The 18,515-nt window shown below is 72.2% G+C and carries 17 protein-coding genes and 1 pseudogene; 9 read left to right on the top strand and 9 right to left on the bottom strand.

Going from position 1 to position 18,515, the window contains the following annotated elements:
* Window positions 1-259, bottom strand: a pseudogene (locus tag G5C51_RS28115) (amidase); the annotation flags it as partial.
* Window positions 260-374: 115 nt separating this feature from the next.
* On the opposite strand from G5C51_RS28115, the gene G5C51_RS28110 reads away from it, so the two are divergent.
* The gene (locus tag G5C51_RS28110) at window positions 375-2,411 is read left to right on the top strand and encodes a glycoside hydrolase family 97 N-terminal domain-containing protein (protein WP_165241069.1); all 2,037 of its coding nucleotides are present in this window, start codon (window positions 375-377) and stop codon (window positions 2,409-2,411) included.
* A 9-nt stretch (window positions 2,412-2,420) separates the two neighbouring features.
* Here the strand turns inward: G5C51_RS28110 and G5C51_RS28105 are convergent, their stop codons facing one another.
* Entirely contained in the window at window positions 2,421-3,629 is a 1,209-nt protein-coding gene (locus tag G5C51_RS28105; protein WP_165241067.1) for an ROK family protein, read from the bottom strand.
* Between the two features lie 17 nt (window positions 3,630-3,646).
* Between G5C51_RS28105 and G5C51_RS28100 the strand changes: the two genes are divergently transcribed.
* Window positions 3,647-4,867, top strand: coding sequence for an MFS transporter (locus G5C51_RS28100; RefSeq protein WP_165241065.1), 1,221 nt, complete (start codon window positions 3,647-3,649; stop codon window positions 4,865-4,867).
* A 107-nt stretch (window positions 4,868-4,974) separates the two neighbouring features.
* Window positions 4,975-5,718: a maleylpyruvate isomerase family mycothiol-dependent enzyme gene (locus tag G5C51_RS28095; RefSeq protein WP_165241063.1), complete on the top strand. Its 744-nt coding sequence runs from the start codon at window positions 4,975-4,977 to the stop codon at window positions 5,716-5,718.
* On the opposite strand, the gene G5C51_RS28090 is transcribed toward G5C51_RS28095, so the two are convergent.
* Window positions 5,711-6,100 (bottom strand): MarR family winged helix-turn-helix transcriptional regulator, encoded by a 390-nt coding sequence (locus tag G5C51_RS28090; RefSeq protein ID WP_420824863.1) that lies wholly within the window; start codon window positions 6,098-6,100, stop codon window positions 5,711-5,713. The genes G5C51_RS28095 and G5C51_RS28090 overlap by 8 nt on opposite strands.
* Before the next feature lie 86 nt (window positions 6,101-6,186).
* On the opposite strand from G5C51_RS28090, the gene G5C51_RS28085 reads away from it, so the two are divergent.
* Both G5C51_RS28085 and G5C51_RS28080 read left to right on the top strand, forming a co-directional pair.
* Window positions 6,187-7,680 (top strand): MFS transporter, encoded by a 1,494-nt coding sequence (locus tag G5C51_RS28085; RefSeq protein ID WP_165241061.1) that lies wholly within the window; start codon window positions 6,187-6,189, stop codon window positions 7,678-7,680.
* Window positions 7,681-7,757: 77 nt separating this feature from the next.
* Complete coding sequence (locus tag G5C51_RS28080; RefSeq protein ID WP_165241059.1) at window positions 7,758-7,997, top strand: DUF6332 family protein; 240 nt, start codon at window positions 7,758-7,760, stop codon at window positions 7,995-7,997.
* Here the strand turns inward: G5C51_RS28080 and G5C51_RS28075 are convergent.
* Genes G5C51_RS28075 through G5C51_RS28065 form a run of 3 tightly spaced genes read right to left on the bottom strand, consistent with a single transcriptional unit; the run spans window position 7,994 to window position 11,029 of the window.
* Entirely contained in the window at window positions 7,994-9,505 is a 1,512-nt protein-coding gene (locus tag G5C51_RS28075) for a tripartite tricarboxylate transporter permease (RefSeq protein ID WP_165241057.1), read from the bottom strand. The two genes, G5C51_RS28080 and G5C51_RS28075, sit on opposite strands and share 4 nt — an antisense overlap.
* 1 nt (window position 9,506) lies before the next feature.
* Window positions 9,507-10,040 carry a tripartite tricarboxylate transporter TctB family protein gene (locus G5C51_RS28070; protein WP_206314411.1) on the bottom strand — a complete coding sequence of 178 codons (534 nt, stop codon included), beginning with the start codon at window positions 10,038-10,040 and terminating at the stop codon, window positions 9,507-9,509.
* Window positions 10,041-10,045: 5 nt separating this feature from the next.
* Window positions 10,046-11,029, bottom strand: coding sequence for a Bug family tripartite tricarboxylate transporter substrate binding protein (locus tag G5C51_RS28065; protein ID WP_165241071.1), 984 nt, complete (start codon window positions 11,027-11,029; stop codon window positions 10,046-10,048).
* A 168-nt stretch (window positions 11,030-11,197) separates the two neighbouring features.
* Here G5C51_RS28065 and G5C51_RS28060 point away from each other — a divergent pair, with 168 nt between their 5' ends.
* From G5C51_RS28060 to G5C51_RS28050, 3 genes are all read left to right on the top strand, one after another.
* Window positions 11,198-11,875 carry a response regulator gene (locus tag G5C51_RS28060; RefSeq protein ID WP_165241053.1) on the top strand — a complete coding sequence of 226 codons (678 nt, stop codon included), beginning with the start codon at window positions 11,198-11,200 and terminating at the stop codon, window positions 11,873-11,875.
* Between the two features lie 142 nt (window positions 11,876-12,017).
* Window positions 12,018-12,746, top strand: coding sequence for a beta-phosphoglucomutase family hydrolase (locus tag G5C51_RS28055; RefSeq protein WP_165241051.1), 729 nt, complete (start codon window positions 12,018-12,020; stop codon window positions 12,744-12,746).
* Window positions 12,743-15,136, top strand: coding sequence for a glycosyl hydrolase family 65 domain-containing protein (locus G5C51_RS28050; RefSeq protein WP_165241049.1), 2,394 nt, complete (start codon window positions 12,743-12,745; stop codon window positions 15,134-15,136). The genes G5C51_RS28055 and G5C51_RS28050 overlap by 4 nt, the downstream gene beginning before the upstream one ends.
* Here the strand turns inward: G5C51_RS28050 and G5C51_RS28045 are convergent.
* The 3 genes from G5C51_RS28045 to G5C51_RS28035 all read right to left on the bottom strand — a co-directional run bounded on the left by G5C51_RS28045 (window position 15,097) and on the right by G5C51_RS28035 (window position 17,879).
* Window positions 15,097-15,762, bottom strand: a complete 666-nt coding sequence (locus G5C51_RS28045; protein WP_165241047.1) for a response regulator — start codon at window positions 15,760-15,762, stop codon at window positions 15,097-15,099. The genes G5C51_RS28050 and G5C51_RS28045 overlap by 40 nt on opposite strands.
* Entirely contained in the window at window positions 15,759-17,075 is a 1,317-nt protein-coding gene (locus G5C51_RS28040; RefSeq protein ID WP_165241045.1) for a sensor histidine kinase, read from the bottom strand. The genes G5C51_RS28045 and G5C51_RS28040 overlap by 4 nt, the downstream gene beginning before the upstream one ends.
* 93 nt (window positions 17,076-17,168) lie before the next feature.
* Window positions 17,169-17,879 (bottom strand): TetR/AcrR family transcriptional regulator, encoded by a 711-nt coding sequence (locus G5C51_RS28035; RefSeq protein ID WP_165241043.1) that lies wholly within the window; start codon window positions 17,877-17,879, stop codon window positions 17,169-17,171.
* 149 nt (window positions 17,880-18,028) lie between these two features.
* Between G5C51_RS28035 and G5C51_RS28030 the strand changes: the two genes are divergently transcribed.
* Complete coding sequence (locus tag G5C51_RS28030; protein WP_165241041.1) at window positions 18,029-18,502, top strand: nitroreductase family deazaflavin-dependent oxidoreductase; 474 nt, start codon at window positions 18,029-18,031, stop codon at window positions 18,500-18,502.
* The last annotated feature ends 13 nt before the right edge of the window (window positions 18,503-18,515 follow it).

The following is an 18,515-nucleotide window of genomic DNA, read 5'->3' as shown; positions in this document are numbered from 1 at the left end:
GCCCCACCAGCGACGCCTCCGGCCCGTCGAACTCCTCGGCGGGCACGGCGGATCCGGCGCGGGTCGCCAGCCCGTCGGCGTTGATGATGTCCTTCACCCCGACCGCGACCCCGGCCAGCACCCCATCCCCCGGCGACGCCACGAGCTCGGCCATCAGCCGCCCGCGCCGGTCGTCCTCCGGCACGAAGGCCCGGACCGCTTCGTCCAGTTCCTCGATACGGGCGGCTGTCCGGTCAGCGGCTTTGCGGATGTCGTCCATGCATGGATCGTACGACGCACCCATTGCCAGGCCGTGATGATCGACTACAGGATGTACAACGTGGGAACGGACGAGTCCCGCCCCCGTACCCGTCCAGCAGCGATGGAGCGTGAAAGTGGTCAGCAAGCCGAACCGCCGTGCAGTCCTGGGTGCCACCGCAGGTGCCGTGCTCACGGGGGCGCTTGCCGCGCCCGCCGCCGCGTCCTCCGCGAAGCCCGGCCGCGTCATCACCTCCTCGCCGAACGGCCGGGTGCGGGTGACCACCGCGGTGGTGGACGGCCGCCTCCGGTACGAAGTCGCCTACCGCGACCGGGTCCTGGTGGCCTCCTCCGGGCTCGGACTCGACCTGGCCGGTCGCCCCTCGCTCACCAGCGGCCTGGTGGCGGAGTCCGTCGAGCGCCGCAGCGCCGACGAGTGGTGGCGCCCGGTGTGGGGCACCGACGCGCGCGTACGCAATAACTACCGGGAAAGCGTGCTGCGGACCGTGCAGCGGGAGACCGGGACCCGGCTCGACCTCATCGTCCGGGTCTTCGACGACGGCGTCGGCTTCCGCTACCGGCTGCCGGCGCAGCCCGGGCTCGACGCGTACACCGTCACCGCCGAGCGCACCGAGTTCGCGCTGCCGCCGACGGCCACGAGCTGGTCACTGGCGGCGGGCAACGACTGGCGGGCCGACGAGAAGCACTACCGGCGGGCGCCCCTGGCCGAGGTGGAGACCGCGCAGACCCCGCTGACGCTGGTGACGTCGGCCGGTCACCACGCGGTGCTGCACGAGGCGGCGCTGATCGACTATCCGAGCATGACGCTCGTCGCGGACGGCACCAGCCCCGGCACTATGACCAGCGAACTGATCAGCCTCCCCGACGGCAACAAGGCACATCTGAAGGGCGAGTTCTCCACCCCGTGGCGCACGCTGACGATCGGCGACCGCGCCGGCGACCTCGCCGAATCGCACCTGACCGAGAACCTGAACGAGCCCTGCGCGCTCGATGACACGTCGTGGATCTCGAGCGGCACCTACGTCGGCGTCTGGTGGGAGCTGCAGCGCCGGCACACCACCTGGACCGCCGGCCCCAAACACGGCGCGACCACCGAGCGCGTCAAGCAGTACATCGACCTCGCCAAGGAGGCGGGCGCGCGCAGCGTGCTCGCCGAGGGCTGGAACACCGGCGCCGGCGGCCAGTGGACCGGTCAGGACTTCCTCACCCCGCAGCCGGACTTCGACCTGACGGAAGTGCTCCGCTACGCCCGGGAGAACGGCGTCGGCTTCATCGCGCACAACGAGACCCGCGGCTTCGTCGACTACTACGACGAGCACCTGGACACGATCTTCGCGCGGTACGCCGAGCTCGGCATCCACGCGATCAAGACCGGCTACGCCACCAGGTTCGAGCTCGGCGGCGTGCCCCGCAGCACCTTCGACCAGGAGGCCGTACGCCACTTCCAGCGGGTCATCGACACCGCGGCCCGCTACCAGATCATGATCAACGCGCACGAAGCCATCAAGCCGACCGGCCTGGCGCGCACGTACCCGAACATGATGACCGGCGAGGGCGTGGCCGGCATGGAGCAGCAGAACTACATGGGCCCGCGCGGCAACCCGCCGGAGCAGGCCACGATCCTGCCGTTCACCCGGTACATGGGCGGCCCCGCCGACTACACCCCCGGCGTGCTCAACGTGACCTGGGATCCGGCCGGCCTCGGCACCCGGGTGCAGACCACCTCGGCCGCCCAACTCGCCCTGTACAGCGTGTTCTTCAGCCCGCTGCAGATGCTGGCCGACACCCCGGAGAACTACCACGCCCACCCGGGCTTCGAGTACCTGAAGAATCTTCCGGCGAGCTGGGACGAGACCCGGTTCCTGGACTGCGTCATCGGCGACTACACCGTGGCCGCCCGCCGCAAGGGCGACACCTGGTATCTGGGGGCGATCACCGACGAGCTGGACCGCACCCTCCGCGTACCGCTGCACTTCCTGGGCCCTGGCCGGTTCCTCGCCGAGATCTACCGCGACGCCGCCGACACCGACTGGCACGACAACCCGCTCCCGATCGACGTCGAGACCAGGACCGTGCGCTCGTCCACGGCCCTGACCCTGCGTCTGCCCGCCGCCGGCGGCACCGCCATCCGCTTCCGGCCGGCCGGCGGCTGAGCCTGATCCTCAGCCCACCAGGCGCAGCGGATCGTCGAGGATCGGCTGCCACGCCAGCTCCGCCGCGCCCACCAGGCTGCCGTGGTCCAGCGTGCTCGGCACGATCGGCACCGCCCCGCTCCGCCCCCACAGGCTCCGCCGGGCCACGACGCCGTGCAGCCGCTCCGGGTCCGCCTCGACCAGGTCGCGGTGCAGGCCGCCGAGGATGATGCGGTCCGGGTTGAGGATGTTCACCAGCCCGGCGAGCCCGAGGCCCAGCCGGTCGATGAGCACCTCGACCGCGGTACGTACCGCCTCGTCGTCCATCGAGGAGCGCACCAGGTCCCGGGCCTGCTGCAGCAGCGACACCTCGGGGCCCGGCTCCCGCCCGGCCGCCGTCAGGAAGGCGAGGGGGTCGGTCTCCACGTCCAGGCAGCCCCGGCTGCCGCAGTGGCAGGGCGCGCCCTCGTCGGGGCATACGGTCAAGTGCCCGACCTCCAGGGCCAGTCCGGCGCTCCCGGTGTGCAGCCGCCCGTCCAGCACCAGTGCACCGCCGACCCCCCGGTGCCCCGTGGCGACGCACAGCAGGTCCTTCGCGCCCTGCCCGGCCCCGTGCCGGTGTTCCGCCAGCGCCGCGAGGTTGATGTCGTTGCCCGTGAAGCCGCCGTAGCCGCCGATGCCCGCCTCGGTCAGGCACTCGCCCCAGATGCGCCGCACCTCGGCGCCGGCCGGCCAGGCGAGGTGCAGCGGGTTCAGCGCCTCGCCGCCGGGCTCGGCGACCGCCGAGGGCACCGCCAACCCGGCGCCCACGCACCGCCGTCCGGTCTCCCGCAGCAGCTGCGCGCCCGCCTCGACGACGGCGGCGAGCACGGCCTGCGGGTCGGCCGGTACGTCCATGCAGTCCGGCGCGGTGGCCACGATCCGCCCGCCGAGGCCGACCAGCGCCGCGCGGAAGCCGTCCGCGTGCACCTGAGCGGCGAGGGCCACCGGGCCGTCGGGGTTGACCGACAGCCGGTGCGACGGGCGGCCCTGGTGGCCAGCGGCCGCGTGCGGGCGCTGGTCGACCTTGATCAGGCGCAGCGCCTCGAGTTCCGTGGCGACGGCGCCGGCGGTCGCGCGGGTCACGCCGAGCTCCGAGGTGAGGACGGCGCGGGTGGGGGCGCGGCCGGTGTGCACCAGTTCCAGGGCCGGGCCAAGGGCACTGCGGCCTCGTTCGAGCCTTGTATGCGTCGGGGTCACGCCCCTATTCTGTCTTTGTGCCGACGCTAAACAAAATACGGGCAGCGTTGCCCGTGTCCCGACGCGACTCCGCGACCGCCCCTGCCCTCACGCGGCTGCGCATCGCGCTGACCGCCTTCTTCGCCCTGGACGGCTTCATCTTCGCCGGCTGGGTCGTCCGTATCCCCGACATCAAGGCCCAGACCGGGGCCTCGCACGGCGCGCTCGGGCTTGCCCTGCTGGCCGTATCGGCGGGCGCGGTGGCGACGATGATGCTGACCGGCCGCCTGTGCAACCGCTTCGGCACCCGCCCGGTCACGGTCGCCGCCGGCGTGCTGCTGTCCCTCAGCGTCGCGCTGCCGCCGCTGACCCACTCCGCGCTCGCCCTCGGCCTGGTCCTGCTCGTCTTCGGGGCCGGCTACGGCGGCATCAACGTGGCGATGAACAGCGCCGCCGTGGAGCTGATCGCCGTGCTGCGGCGGCAGGTCATGCCGAGCTTCCACGCGGCGTTCAGCCTGGGCGGCATGGTGGGCGCGGGCATCGGAGCCCTGATCGCCGGCTCGCTGTCGGCGACCTGGCACCTGTCGCTGCTCACGGTGGCGGGACTCGCGATCACCGCGGCCGCGGCGCCCACCCTCCTGCGCGGCGCCCCGCAGCTCGACTCCGCGGCCACCGAGACCGAGGAGTCCGCCCCCGCACCGCGCCTCACCGGCCGCATCCGCCTCCTCATCATCCTGCTCGGCCTGGTCGTGCTGTGCTCCTCGTACGGCGAGGGCTCGATGGCCGACTGGAGCGCCCTGCACTTCAAGGAGTCGCTGCACGCGGGCCCCGGCCTCGCCGCCGCCAGCTACTCGGTCTTCGCCCTGGCCATGACCATCGGCCGGCTCTGCGGCACCGCCGTAGTCGAACGGCTCGGCCCCACCCGCACCCTCGCCGGAGGCGGCGCCGCGGCCGCCGCCGGCATGCTGGTCGGCTCACTCGCCCCGAACCCCTGGCTGGCCATCGCCGGCTTCGCCCTCACCGGCCTGGGCCTGGCCAACATCTTCCCCGTCACCATCGCCCGCGCCGGCACGCTCGCCGGCCCGTCCGGCATCGCCATGGCGAGCACCTTCGGCTACGGCGGCATGCTGCTGGGCCCCACGGTGATCGGCTTCCTGGCGGAGTGGACCTCACTGCGGGTGGCGCTCACGACGATCGCCCTGCTCGCCGCGGTGTCGGCGACGGTCGCGTATACGACCAGGAACGCCGTCCGCACCTGAGACCCGGGCCGGCCGCGGGGACCTGACACCCGCGGCCGGCCCGCCGTACCCGCCCGGCATTCGGACGCACATGACACCGCGCCCGCCCGCGGGGCACAATCCGCGCCATGCGCACCGTCTCGTACATCGACTACCTGCAGCGGGAGGGTGAACTGCTCGCGGCGGCGGCCGACAAGGCCGGCGAGCTCACTCCCGTCCCGACCTGCCCCGGCTGGACGACCGGGGACCTGGTCCGGCATACGAGCACCTTCCACCGCTGGGCGGCCCGGATCGTCGCCGAGCGGCTGCCCGGGCCCGTACCGGAGGATCCGATGCCGGACGAGCCGACGGGCGCCGGGCTGCTGCCCTGGTTCCGGGACGGGCATGGCCATCTGGTCCGTACGCTGCGGACGGCCGGTCCGGAGACGGACTGCTGGGCCTTCATGCCCGCCGCTTCACCACTCACCTTCTGGGCCCGGCGGCAGGCGCACGAGACGGCGGTGCACCGGGTGGACGCCGAGTCGGCGCGCGGCGGGGAACTCACGCCGCTGGACCCGGACTTCGCGGCCGACGGCATCGATGAGCTGCTGACCGGCTTCCACGCCCGTCCGAAGAGCCGGGTGCGCGCGCAGCGGCCGCGGATTCTACGGGTACGGCCTTCCGACGCGGCCGCGGCGTGGACCGTACGGCTCTCCCCCGACGCGCCGCCGCGCACCGAGCGGTCCGCGGATGGCCAGGCCGACTGCGAGCTGGCCGGGCGCGCGCAGGATCTCTACCTCATGCTGTGGAACCGGCTGCCGCTGACGGCGGCGACGATCACCGGCGACGCGGCGCTGGCCGCGCTCTGGCGGGAAACGTCGCAGATCACCTGACGTCGCGCAGCATCCGCTCCAGCGTCGCGCGCTGCAGCGGGCGCACCTCGCGGTGCAGATCCCGGCCCGCGTCCGTGACGCAGACGCTCACGCCGCGCCGGTCCTCGGGGCACATGCCGCGGTTGAGCAGGCCGTTCTTCTCCAGCCGCGCCACCAGCCGGGACAGCGCGCTCTGGCTCAGGCACACCCGGTCGGCGAGCTCCTGCACCCGCATACCGCCGGCGCCCACGAGCACGTCGAGCACCTCGAAGTCGCTGGCGCCCAGGCCGTGCGGATGCAGCTGCCGGTCCAGCTCACACATCGTCCGCGCGTGCGCGGCACGGATCTCGCGCCACTCGGCGACGACGGCTGCGTCAGTCGCAGCGCCCTTCATGCCTGCCATGGCGGCACCGTAACAGAGCGCGGGCTTTATTGCACGTGAATTAAATGCGCTTGCATCTGATGCACATGCATGTAGTGTCTCCTCCCATGACTCCGCACAACGTCCCTGCGGCAGAGCAGCGTTGGACGCCCCGTCTGTGGGCCACCCTCATCGTGCTGTGCGCCGCCCTCTTCCTGGATGCCCTCGACGTCTCGATGGTCGGGGTCGCGCTCCCCTCCATCGGCGCCGACCTGGGCCTCGGCACTTCGTCCCTGCAGTGGATCGTCAGCGGCTACATCCTCGGCTACGGCGGCCTGCTGCTCCTCGGCGGCAGGGCGGCCGACCTCCTCGGCCGCCGCCGCGTCTTCCTCATCGCGCTCGGCGTCTTCGCCGTCGCGTCCGTCCTCGGCGGCATCGTCGACGACGGCAACCTGCTGATCGCCACCCGCATCATCAAGGGCCTGAGCGCCGCGTTCACCGCGCCCGCGGGCCTGTCCATCATCACCACCACCTTCGCCGAGGGCCCGATGCGCAACCGCGCCCTCGCCCTCTACACCACCTGCGGCGCCACCGGTTACTCGATGGGCCTGGTCTTCTCCGGCCTGCTCACCGAGATCTCCTGGCGCTGGACCATGCTGCTGCCGGCGCCGATCGCGCTGATCGCGCTGTTCATCGGCCTCAAGGTCATCCCGCAGTCCAAGCGCGCCGAGGGCGGCCGCGGCCAGTACGACGTGCCGGGCGCGCTCACCGGTACGGCCGCCATGATGCTGCTGGTCTTCACCGTCGTGGAGGCGCCCGAGATCGGCTGGGGCGCCGCCCGTACGCTCGTCTCCTTCGCGGCCGTCGCGCTGCTGCTGGCGACCTTCGTCACCATCGAACTGCGCACGCCGAAGCCGCTGATCCGGCTCGGGGTGCTGCGCTCGGGCAACATCCTCCGCGCCAACGTCGGCGGGGCGCTGTTCATGGGCGGCTACATCGGCTTCCAGTTCCTCGCCACGCAGTACATGCAGAACCTGCTCGGCTGGTCGGCGCTGGAGACGGCGCTCGCCATCCTGCCTGCGGGTGCGCTGGTGGCCCTGTCGTCCACGAAGATCGGCTCGGTCATCGACCGCTTCGGCACCCCGCTGATGATCGTCCTCGGGTTCGGCTTCCACCTCGCCGGCTATCTGCTGTTCCTGCGCGCGGACCTCAGCCCGTCGTACGCGGGTCTGCTGCTGCCCTCGATGCTGCTGCTCGGCGCGGGCTTCGCCGTCGCCTTCGCCTCGCTCAACATCCAGGCCACCAATGGCGTCAAGGACGAGGAGCAGGGCATGGTGTCCGGGCTGCTGAACACCTCGTTCCAGGTGGGTGGCGCGATCTTCCTCGCCATCGTCACGGCGGTGGTGACGGCGGGCGACACCTCGGCGACGTCCTCGCCGCAGGAGGTCTTCGACACCTTCAAGTCCGGCCTGTGGGTGGTCGCCGGCATCGCCTTCGCCGGGCTGCTGCTGACGCTGCCGGGGCTTCGGCGGCGGCGCACGCCGACCCAGACGATCCTCGTCGCCCGGTCCGTACAGGAGGAGGCGGCCGCAGAAGCGGAGCGGGTGCGCGCCGGAGAGTGAGCGTCCGCATGTGAACGTCCGGGCCCGTATCCCTTCCCAAGGGGTGCGGGCCCGGTCGTTACAGGCATAGTCGTCCTATGCGGGGGCCAAGGACACAGACGGAACGTGACGACACGACGGTGGAGATCGTGTACGCCGCGGTCACCGGGGTGCTCCTCGCCGGCGCGGCTTTTGCGCTGGTGATGAGTCCGGTGCTGTTCCTCGGCGATGTGCCCATCACGACCCTCGCCAACCTGTGGCGGGCCGCGAAGATCACCGCCGTGGTGGTCTTCGCGGCCCGCATCTGCTGGACGCTGCGGCGGTTCGGCCGCCGCTAGACGCGCTCCTCGGCGCGCTCCTCGGTACGCCGGGCCGGCAGCAGCTTCCGCACCCACGGCCACGCCAGGATCAGCGCCACGATCGCGTAAACCGTCACCGCGAACGGGCTGTTGACCAGGCCCGTCAGGCTGCCGTCGCTGATCTGCAGGGCGCGGCGCATCTGGTTCTCCGCGGCCGGGCCGAGGATCACGCCGATGACCGCCGGCAGTACCGGCAGGCCGTAGCGGCGCATCGCCAGGCCGATGAGGCCGATGATCAGCAGGATGAAGAGGTCGAGGGCCTCGCCGCTGACCGCGTACGCGCCGACCGCCGCGAAGAACATGATCCCCGCGTACAGGTACGGCCGCGGGATGCGCAGCAGCTTCGCCCAGACCGGGGCGAGCGGCAGGTTGAGCACCAGCAGCAGCACCATGCCGACGAACAGCGAGGCGATCAGGCCCCACACCAGGTCCGGCTCCCGCTCGAAGAGCAGCGGGCCCGGCTGGATGCCGTACTGCTGGAAGGCCGCCAGCATGACCGCCGCGACCGCCGTCGTCGGCAGGCCGAGGGTCAGCATCGAGACCAGGGTGCCGGCCGCCGAGGCGGAGGCCGTCGACTCCGGGCCCGCGACGCCCTCGATCGCGCCCTTGCCCCACTCGTCCTTGTGCTTGGAGAGCCGCTTCTCCGTCACGTACGACAGGAAGGTCGGGATCTCCGCGCCGCCGGCGGGGATCGCGCCGAACGGGAAGCCGATCACCGGGCCGCGCAGCCAGGGCTTCCAGGTGCGCTTGAGGTCCTTCTTGTCCAGCCACGGCCGGCCGACCGGGATCGCGCCGTCGCCGCCGGACTTCAGGTGCGCGGCCACCCACAGCGCCTCGCCGATGGCGAAGAGGCCGACGGCCACGATGATGACGTCGATGCCGTCGCTGAGGTGGAGGGAGCCGAAGGTCAGGCGCTGCTGGCCGGTCATCTGGTCCATGCCGACCAGGCCGAGGGTGAGGCCGATGAGCAGCGAGGCGAAGCCGCGGATACGGGACTTGCCCAGCACCGAGGTCACGGCGATGAAGGCGAGCACCATGATGGCGAAGTAGTCGGGCGCGCCGATGTCCACTGCCAGGTCCGCGACCACCGGGGCCAGCGCCACCAGCAGGCAGGTGCCGATGATGCCACCGATGAAGTGGCCGACGGCGGCGGCCGCGAGGGCCTGCGAGCCGCGGCCGGATTTCGCCATGGGGTTGCCCTCCATGGCCGCGACCACGGCCGCTGATTCTCCCGGGGTGTTGAGCAGGATCGAGGTCGTCGAGCCGCCGAACATGCCGCCGTAGTAGATGCCCGCGAACATGATGAACGCGGCCGTCGGGTCCAGCCCGTACGTCACCGGCAGCAGCAGCGCCACCGCCATCGCCGGGCCGATGCCCGGGAGCACGCCGATCGCGGTGCCGAGCAGCACGCCGACGGCGGCCCAGAGGATGTTGATCGGCGTCAGCGCGGTGCCGAAGCCGTCCATGAGTGAAGTCAGCGAATCCATGTCACAGCACCCCCATCAGCGGGCCACCGGGGAGCGGGACGCCCAGCAGGTTGTTGAAGACGACATACGTCGCCAGCGAGAGCGCCGCGGCGATCAGCGGATCGCGGGTGAGGTTGCGGCTGCCAAGGACGTACGCCGCGCCCCAGAAGAGCAGCGCCCCGGAGATGGGGAAGCCGACGATGCCGATGAGGACGGCGTTGCCGAGGAAGACCCCGGCGAGCATCAGGACCGTGCGCCATTCGGCGGGCGTGTCCAGGTCGACGTCCTCGCCGGTCTCGGCCTCGCCCTTGCCGCCGCGGAGCACGTCCGCGGTGAGCAGCGCGGCGACGAGCAGCAGCGCGATGCCGACGACGGTGGGCACCGCCTGCGGGCCGACCGGGCCGCGCTGGGCGAAGTGGTCGTCCATGGTGAGGGCGTCGGTCAGGACGAGGATGCCGAGCACGGCGAGCAGGGCGCACAGGCCCAGCTCGGAGTGCTCCTTGAGCCAGCTGCGGCGGCCCTCCGGAGGCAGCGCGTCCTCGGGTGCCTTGGTCAGAGTCGTCACAGGTCCAGCTCCTTCAGCACCGAGACCACCCGCTTGTCCTGGGCGTCGAGGAAATCGCCGAACTTCGCGCCGGTCATATAGGCGTCCGTCCACCCGTTCTTCTTCAGCGACTCGCGCCAGGCGGCGCTGTCGTGCAGCCGGTCGAAGAGCTTGATCAGCCGGTCCCGGTCGGCGTCGGACAGGCCGGGCGGGGCGACGATGCCGCGCCAGTTGGTGAACTCGACGTCGAGCCCCGTCTCCTTCAGCGTCGGCGCGTCCAGGCCGGGGTGCGGCTTCGGGCTGGTCACCGCGAGGACCCGCAGATCGCCCGACTTGATCTGGTCGAGGTATTCGCCGACGCCGGAGACGCCGAACGCGACCTTGCCGCCGAGGATGGAGGCGAGCAGCTCGCCGCCGCCGTCGAAGGGCACGTAATTGACGTCCTTCGGGGTGATGCCGGCCTCGCGGGCCATCAGCATCGGGGCGAGGTGGTCCGGGCCGCCGGGCGAGGAGCCGCCGCCGACCGGCATCTTGCCGGGGCGGGCCTTCCAGTCCTTCAGCAGCTGGTTGAAGGTCTTGTACTTCGAGTTCTTCGGCACGACGACGATGTCCGGCTCCTCGGTGAGCCGGGCGATCGGGGTGGTCTGGGACAGCCGCGAGTCGGTGTCGTTCGTCCGCTGGGCGCCGACGACGCCGAGGCCCATGGACATGGCGAGCTTCTCGTTGCCGCGGTCGTTGATCAGCGCGGTGAGGCCGACGGTGCCGCCGGCGCCGTCCAGGTTGTAGACCTCGACGTTGTTGTTGAGGTCTTCGTCCTCGATGTTCTTCGCCGCGGTACGGGCGGTGATGTCGTAGCCGCCGCCCGGCGAGTTCGGGACCATGAACTGCAGGCCGGGTATCTGCGTGCCGGTCGCCTCGCCGCTGCCCGAGGTGAGCAGCGGCGGGCCGAGCAGGACGAGCAGTGCCGCTACGGCGAGCGCAAGGGGAGTGCGCGGGCGCAAGGGAGTCACCGCCTCTTCATTGAGGTGCGTACGGGGGGACGGGGGATCACGTGATGAGGCCCACATGTTGCCGCCGGGTTAACGGACTGTCTCTCTTCCGGCCGCAAGGAAAGTTGTGGTCGTTTTGGTCGCGGGAAGTCGCGCCCTGTGACGCGTAACGTGTCCCGGATGATCCGGGTGCTGGTCGTGGACGACGACTTCATGGTTGCCAAGCTGCACAGCCGCTATGTCTCGGACACCGAGGGCTTCGAGGTGGCCGGGGTGGCGCACGGCGGCGCCGAGGCGCTGCGCGCGGTCGAGCGGCTGCGGCCGGACCTGGTGCTGCTCGACATCTATCTGCCGGACATGGACGGCATCACGGTGCTGCGGAAGCTGCGCGGCGACGACAGCAGCGGCCTGGACACCGACGTGCTGGTGATCACCGCCTCCCGGGACACGGACACCATCCGCGGCGCGCTGCGCGGCGGTGCGCTGTACTACGTCATCAAGCCGTTCACCCAGTCCGCGCTGCAGGAGCAGCTGCGCCACTACGCCGCGACCCGCGCCAAGCTCGACGCGCTGGGCGACGCGGGCCAGGACGACGTGGACGCGGTCTTCGGCGCGCGCCCCACCGTGTCCCGTACGCTCCCCAAAGGCCTCAACACGCGCACCGCGGACCTGGTGGAGCGTGTGCTGCGCGAGCACCCCGACGGCCTCTCGGCCGCCGAGTGCGCCCGGGCCGGGGAGATCTCCCGGGTCGCGGCCCGCCGCTACCTCGAGTACTTCGCGGAGTCCGGCCGCGCCGAGCTGTCCCTGAAGTACGGCGGCACCGGCCGCCCCGAGCACCGCTACCGCTGGACCGGCTGACATCGACCGGCACGCTAGCCGCGTGCAAGCGGGCCACGCGACGCTCTTCGGCCACAGGCGAAAGTGGGCAGCTGGGACCGGCTGACACCGGGCGCCCGGCACGCCTACCATCGCTGGATCCCACCCCCGGGCTGGAGGCAATGTGCTGGGACTGCCGGCGGACGTACGCGCCTGCTTATTCGATCTCGACGGCGTGCTGACCCGCACCATGGAGGCCCATCTGGCCGCCTGGCGCGCGGTCTTCGACGAGGTGCTGGCCGAGCGCGGCCTCGCCGAGCCGTTCACCGACGCCGACTACCAGGCGTTCGTCGACGGCAAGCCGCGGATGGACGGCGTCCGCGACTTCCTCGCCTCGCGCGGGATCACCCTCCCCGAGGGCAGCCCCGCCGACCCGCCCACGGGACAGACGATCTCCGCCGTCGGCAACCGCAAGAACGCCCGCCTGCTGGAGCAGCTGCGCAGCCACGGCGTCGCGGTCTACGACGGCTCGGTCCAGTACGTGCGCGCCGTGCGCGAGGCGGGCTACGCCACCGCGGTCGTCACCGCCTCCGCCAACTGCGCCGAGGTGCTGGCCGCCGCCGGGATCACCGACCTCTTCGACACCCGCGTCGACGGCATCGTCCGCGCCGAACGCGGCCTCGCGGGCAAGCCCGCCCCCGACACCTTCCTCGCCGCCGCCGCCGACCTCGGCCTGAAGCCCGCCGCCTGCGCCGTCTTCGAGGACGCGCTCGCCGGGGTGGCCGCCGGGCGGGCCGGCGACTTCGCGCACGTGGTCGGCGTGGACCGCCTCGGCCAGCGGGACGCGCTGCTGCAGAGCGGCGCAGATGTCGTCGTCGACGACCTGTCCGAGCTGCTCGGGGAGACCGCGTGACCGCCGGCGGCCCGGTCTTCGACGTCGAGCCGTGGGCAGTACGGGTCCGGCAGCTGGACCTCGGCGCCATCGCCCAGTCCGAGTCGATCTTCGCGCTCGCCAACGGCCACGTCGGGCTGCGCGGCACCCTCGACGAGGGCGAGCCGCGCTCGGTGCCAGGCACGTATCTGAACGGCTTCTTCGAGGAGCGCCCGTACTCGCACGCCGAGGTCGGCTACGGCTTCCCCGCCTCAGGGCAGACGCTGGTCAACGTCACCGACGGCAAGATCATCCGGCTGATCGCCGGCGACTCCCCGCTCGACCTGCGCTACGGCGAGGTCCACGCCCACGAGCAGTGCCTCGACTTCCGTACGGGCATCCTCTCCCGCCGCACCGACTGGACCTCCCCCAGCGGCCGCAGCGTCCGCGTCAGCTCCCAGCGCCTGGTCTCCTTCACCCGCCGCTCCATCGCCGCCATTTCGTACGAGGTCGAGCCGCTCGACGGCGACCTGGACATCGCGATCCAGTCGGACCTGCTGGTGGCCGAGCCGGGGCACAACGGCGACGCGCACGACCCGCGCGGCATGGCAGCGATCGGCGCCTCGCTGGAGCCGCAGTCCGCCTTCGGGCAGGGCACCGAGGCGGCGCTGGTGCACCGCACCAAGCGCAGCGGGCTGCGGGTGGCGGTCGGCGCCGACCACTTGGTGTCCACGCCCGGCCGGGCGGACACCTCGATGGTCGTGAACGACAACCTCGCCCGCCTCACCGTCGCCACCCGGGTGCCCCGCGGGGAGCGGGTGCGGCTGGTGAAGTATCTCGCCTACGGCTGGTCGCACCGCCGCTCCACCGCGGCCCTGCGCGACCAGGTCGAGGGCGCGCTCGCCACCGCCCGGCTGGCGGGCTGGGAGGGGCTGGCGGCCGAACAGTCCGCCGCGCTGGAGGAGTTCTGGTCCAACGCCGACGTCGAGATCGACGGCGACCCCGAGCTGCAGCAGGCGGTGCGCTTCGCGCTCTTCCACACCCTGCAGGCGGCGCTGCGCGCCCAGGGCCGGGCGATCCCGGCGAAGGGCCTGACCGGCCCCGGCTACGACGGCCACACCTTCTGGGACGCCGAGACCTTCGTGCTCCCGGTCCTCACGTATACCGCCCCGCGCGCCGCCCGCGACGCGCTCGGCTGGCGGCATTCGACGCTGCCGCTGGCGCGCGAGCGGGCGGAGACGCTGGGCCAGCAGGGCGCGGCGTTCCCGTGGCGGACGATCCGCGGCGAGGAGTGCTCGGGCTACTGGCCCGCGGGCACCGCGGCCTTCCACATCAACGCCGACATCGCCGACGCCGTCGCCCGGTACGTGGCGGCCACGGATGACGCCGAGTTCGACGCCAGTACGGGCCTCGAGCTGCTGGTGGAGACGGCGCGGCTGTGGACCTCGCTGGGCCACTTCGACGGCGAGGGCGGCTTCCGCATCCACGGCGTCACCGGCCCGGACGAGTACACGGCGGTGGTCGACGACAACGCGTACACCAACCTGATGGCGCAGCGGAATCTGCGCGAGGCGGCGGCGGTGTGCGAGCGGCGGCCCGAGGCCGCGGCGGCGTTCGGGGTGGACCCGGAGGAGCTGAAGGCGTGGCGGCTCGCGGCCGACAAGGTCGTGGTCCCGTACGACGAACACCTCGGCGTGCACAACCAGTCGCAGGGCTTCACCGAGCACGCCGAGTGGGACTTCGCGGCCACCACCGCGGAGCACTACCCGCTGCTGCTCACTCACCCGTACTTCGAGATCTACCGCAAGCAGGTCATCAAGCAGGCCGACCTGGTGCTGGCGCTGCACCTGCGCGGGGACGCCTTCACGGCGGCGGAGAAACTGCGCAACTTCGCGTACTACGAGGCCAGAACGGTCCGCGACTCATCGCTCTCGGCGGCGACCCAGGGCGTGGTGGCGGCGGAGGTCGGCTACCTCGACCTGGCGTACGCGTACTGGCGCGAAACGGCCCTCACCGACCTTCGCGACCTGCACCGCAACATCGGCCACGGCCTGCACATCGCCTCCATGGCCGGCGCCTGGAGCATGGCGGTGGCCGGCTGCGGCGGCATGCGCGACCACGACGGCCGCCTCTCCTTCGCCCCCCGCCTCCCCCCGGCCCTACGCCGGTTGTCCTTCCGCCTCGGCTTCCGCGGCCGCTGCCTACGCGTCGAGGTCCTCCCCGACGAGGCCCGCTACCGCCTCCTCGGCGGCGAACCCCTGGAACTCACCCACCACGGCGAAACCCTGACAGTCGCGGCAGGCAAGGAGGCCACCCGCCCGATACCGCCACTCCCCCACCTCGACCCGGTCACGCAGCCGCTGGGGAGGGAGCCGGACGGGTACGCGGCGGGTCAGCCGAGCCAGCCGGGGCGGACCAGGCCGGATTCGTAGGCGAGGACGACCAGTTGGGCGCGGTCGCGGGCGTGGAGTTTGATCATGGTGCGGCTTACGTGGGTTTTGGCTGTGAGAGGGCTGACTACCAGGCGGCGGGCGATTTCCTCGTTGGAGAGGCCCATGCCTACCAGGGCCATGACCTCGCGTTCGCGCTCGGTGAGTTCGTCCAGGCCCGTGGCGGCCTTCGGTTCCTTGGAGCGGGCAGCGAATTCTGAGATCAGGCGGCGGGTGACGCCGGGTGAGAGCAGGGCGTCGCCGTCGACGACGGAGCGTACGGCGCGCAGCAGTTCGTCCGGCTCGGTGTCCTTGACGAGGAAGCCGGAGGCGCCGGCGCGGATGGCCTCGAAGACGTACTCGTCCAGCTCGAAGGTGGTGAGCATGACCACCCGTACGTCCGCGAGCGCCGGGTCGTCGGTGATCAGGCGGGTGGCGGCGAGGCCGTCGAGCTCCGGCATGCGGATGTCCATCAGGACGATGTCGGGCTTGAGTTCGCGGACCATCGCGACGGCCTGTTCGCCGTCGGCGGCCTCGCCCGCGACCTCGATGTCCGTCTGGGCGTCGAGCAGGGCGCTGAAGCCCGCTCGCACCAGCAGTTGGTCGTCGGCGAGCACTACCCGGATCACTTGAGCCCCTCCTTGCCGTCCGTGGCCTCGGCCAACCTAGCCGTTCCGCCCTCGCTGAGGGGCAGCCGCGCCAGAACCCGGAAGCCGCCGTCGGGCCGCGGCCCCGCGTCGACCGTGCCGCCGAGCGCGGCGGCGCGCTCGCGCATGCCGACCAGGCCGTTGCCGCCGCCGGTCTCGCCGCCCGCGGTGGCCGGCCCGTCGTCATCGATACGAAGCCGGAGCTCGCCGGGGTCGTAGGAGACGAGGACGCGGGCGGTGCGGGAGCCGGAGTGGCGGACGATGTTGGTCAGCGCCTCCTGGACGATACGGAAGGCGGCGAGGTCGGCGGCCGGGGGGACGTCGCGGCGCTTGCCCTCGGTCGTGACGTCGACGGTGAGGCCCGCGGAGGCGGCCTGGTCGGTGAGTTCGCGGAGCCGGGCGAGGCCGGGGGCGGGGGTGCGCGGAGCGGAGCCGCCCGGGGTGCGGAGCGCCTCCAGGACCTGGCGTACCTCGCCGAGGGCCTCCTTGCTGGCGCCCTTGATGGTGGTCAGCGCCTCGCGGGCCTTCTCCGGGTGCTGGTCGAGGAGGGCGAGGCCGACGCCGGCCTGGACGTTGATGACGGAGATGCTGTGCGCGAGCACATCGTGCAGTTCGCGGGCGATGCGCAGCCGCTCCTCGTCGGCGCGGCGCCGCTGGGCGGCGGCGCGCTCGGCGCGCTGCTGGGCCCACTGCTCGCGGCGGGAGCGGAGGAGCTCGCCGCCGGCGACGACGGCGGCGATCCAGGCGGCGGCGAAGAGCAGTTGGCCCCAGCTGGGGGCGGCGTCGTCGGAGGGTGGCAGGTGCTCGTAGAGGAGGTGCGTGAGGGTCTGGCCGAGTGCGAAGGCGGCGACCGCGCTCCACCCGAGCCTCCGGTGGCCCGCGGCGATCGCGGCGAAGACGGCGACGGCGGGGCCGATGAAGACGGGGCCGTAGACGTAGCCGGCGGCCAGGTAGCCGAGGACGGCGGTGGTGGTGCCGAAGAGGGCGACCGGGGGGTAGCGGTAGCGGAAGAGGAGGAGCAGGCCGGTGGCGATGACCAGGGCGTAGGCCCAGCCGTTCGGGGCCACCCTTTCGAGGTCGGAAGCCACCTCGCGGCCCGGGTAACCCCGGCCGGGGCCCCCTTCGAAACCCCCCGCGGCGCCCTTGGTCCCGGCGACCATGAACAAGGTCAGGAACAGCGTCGTCCGCCACGGCAGGCGGTCCGTCGGCGCCTGCGCCAGCCAGCGCGGCATGGCCCGCGGCGTACCGCCGCCGTCCTCGTCATGCCCCGTCCAGGGGGCCACCGGTCGCTTCATGCCTGCAACGCTAGACCGGCGGGCGGGGCGCGGGCGTCAGCCAGGCGCGGTGATCACACGTACTCCCACTGGAGTAGGCGCTTCCGGCGCGGCTCAGGCGGCGGGTGCGTCGTGGACTCGCAGGCCGATAGCGCGGGCGAGGCCTGCGGCGGCCTGGTCGAAGAACTCGTCGCGGGCCTCGATGACGCCGTCGTACTGCCCGAAGAGCTCGAAGCTCACCAGCCCGAACAGCTGCGCCCAGGCCGCGGCGAAGGCCGCCGTCGCCGACACCGAGAGCTCGATGTCCAGCCGCTCGAGCAGCCGCTCCACATCCTGGGCCACGGCCGGGGCGGAGGCGGGCGGCTCCGCGAGCAGCCCTTCCTCGCCGGCCTCTTGCAGCACTGCCAGCAAGGCCAGGGCGGTGCGGGAGGCCGGGGCGGTGGTGTCCTGGGGCGCCTGGTAACCGGGGACGGGCGAACCGTAGATCAGCGCGTACTCGTGCGGATGAGCCCGCGCCCAGGCGCGGATCGCGCGGCAGACGGCGAGCCAGCGGGCGACGGGGTGGCCGGCGGGTGCGGTGGTACGGGCGCGCTCGGCGGCTTCGCCGAGGGAGTTGTACGCGTCGATGATCAGCGCGGTGAGCAGGTCGTCGCGGCTGGGGAAGTAGCGGTACAGCGCGGAGGAGACCATGCCGAGCTCGCGCGCGACGGCGCGCAGGGAGAGCTTGGCGGCGCCCTCCTCGGCGAGGCGGCGGCGGGCCTCCTCCTTGATCGCGGAGGTGACCTCCGCGCGGGCGCGTTCGCGGGCTCCCTGGAGTGCTGGCATGCGTGACAGTGTGCCACATTTCGGAGCACTGCACAAAAACGAGAGCACTGCTCTTGCTTTTGAGCACCGCCCCGGTGCAGACTGATCTCAAGCGAGAGCACTGCTCTCAGAAGGAAGCGCCGCTCTCACTACGAATCACTGGAGTCACGATGTCCGAGCAGCCGAACGACAACCAGCCCTTCTACATGAAGCCCACCGAGGCCGAGCGCAAGAACCGCATCCACCGCTCCATCGGCTGGCTCGCCGCCCACGGCCTCCCGGTCAACGGCAAGCGCATCCTCGCCATCCGCGGCCGCAAGAGCGGCGAATGGCGGACCCAGGTCGTCAATCCACTCCGATACAAGGGCGAGCGCTACCTCGTCGCCCCCCGCGGCCACACCCAGTGGGTCCGCAACCTCCGCGCCGCCGGCGAGGGCGAGCTCCGCCTCGGCCCCCGCACCCAGCGCTTCACCGCCGTAGAGCTCGACGACACCACCAAGCCCGCCCTGCTGCGCGCCTACCTCAAGCGCTGGGGCATGGAGGTCGGCGACTACTTCGCCGAGGTCAACGCCAAGTCCCCGGAGAGCGAGCTGATCCGCATCTCCGAGCGCCACCCCATCTTCCGCATCACGACGGTGAAGTGACCCCCCTGTCTCT

The sequence above is a fragment of the Streptomyces coryli genome, assembly GCF_011044975.1.
GTDB lineage: Bacteria > Actinomycetota > Actinomycetes > Streptomycetales > Streptomycetaceae > Streptomyces > Streptomyces coryli.
This window is presented reverse-complemented; position numbering and strand designations above follow the sequence as displayed.

What these genes read in the sequence shown, in the direction of transcription:
- G5C51_RS28035 (WP_165241043.1), bottom strand. Translation starts at nt 17,879, where the DNA reads ATGCCAGCACTCCAGGGAGCCCGCGAACGCGCCCGCGCGGAGGTCACC.
- G5C51_RS28075 (WP_165241057.1), bottom strand. Translation starts at nt 9,505, where the DNA reads ATGGATTCGCTGACTTCACTCATGGACGGCTTCGGCACCGCGCTGACG.
- G5C51_RS28060 (WP_165241053.1), top strand. Translation starts at nt 11,198, where the DNA reads ATGATCCGGGTGCTGGTCGTGGACGACGACTTCATGGTTGCCAAGCTG.
- G5C51_RS28095 (WP_165241063.1), top strand. Translation starts at nt 4,975, where the DNA reads ATGCGCACCGTCTCGTACATCGACTACCTGCAGCGGGAGGGTGAACTG.
- G5C51_RS28090 (WP_420824863.1), bottom strand. Translation starts at nt 6,100, where the DNA reads ATGGCAGGCATGAAGGGCGCTGCGACTGACGCAGCCGTCGTCGCCGAG.
- G5C51_RS28030 (WP_165241041.1), top strand. Translation starts at nt 18,029, where the DNA reads ATGTCCGAGCAGCCGAACGACAACCAGCCCTTCTACATGAAGCCCACC.
- G5C51_RS28040 (WP_165241045.1), bottom strand. Translation starts at nt 17,075, where the DNA reads ATGAAGCGACCGGTGGCCCCCTGGACGGGGCATGACGAGGACGGCGGC.
- G5C51_RS28085 (WP_165241061.1), top strand. Translation starts at nt 6,187, where the DNA reads ATGACTCCGCACAACGTCCCTGCGGCAGAGCAGCGTTGGACGCCCCGT.
- G5C51_RS28080 (WP_165241059.1), top strand. Translation starts at nt 7,758, where the DNA reads ATGCGGGGGCCAAGGACACAGACGGAACGTGACGACACGACGGTGGAG.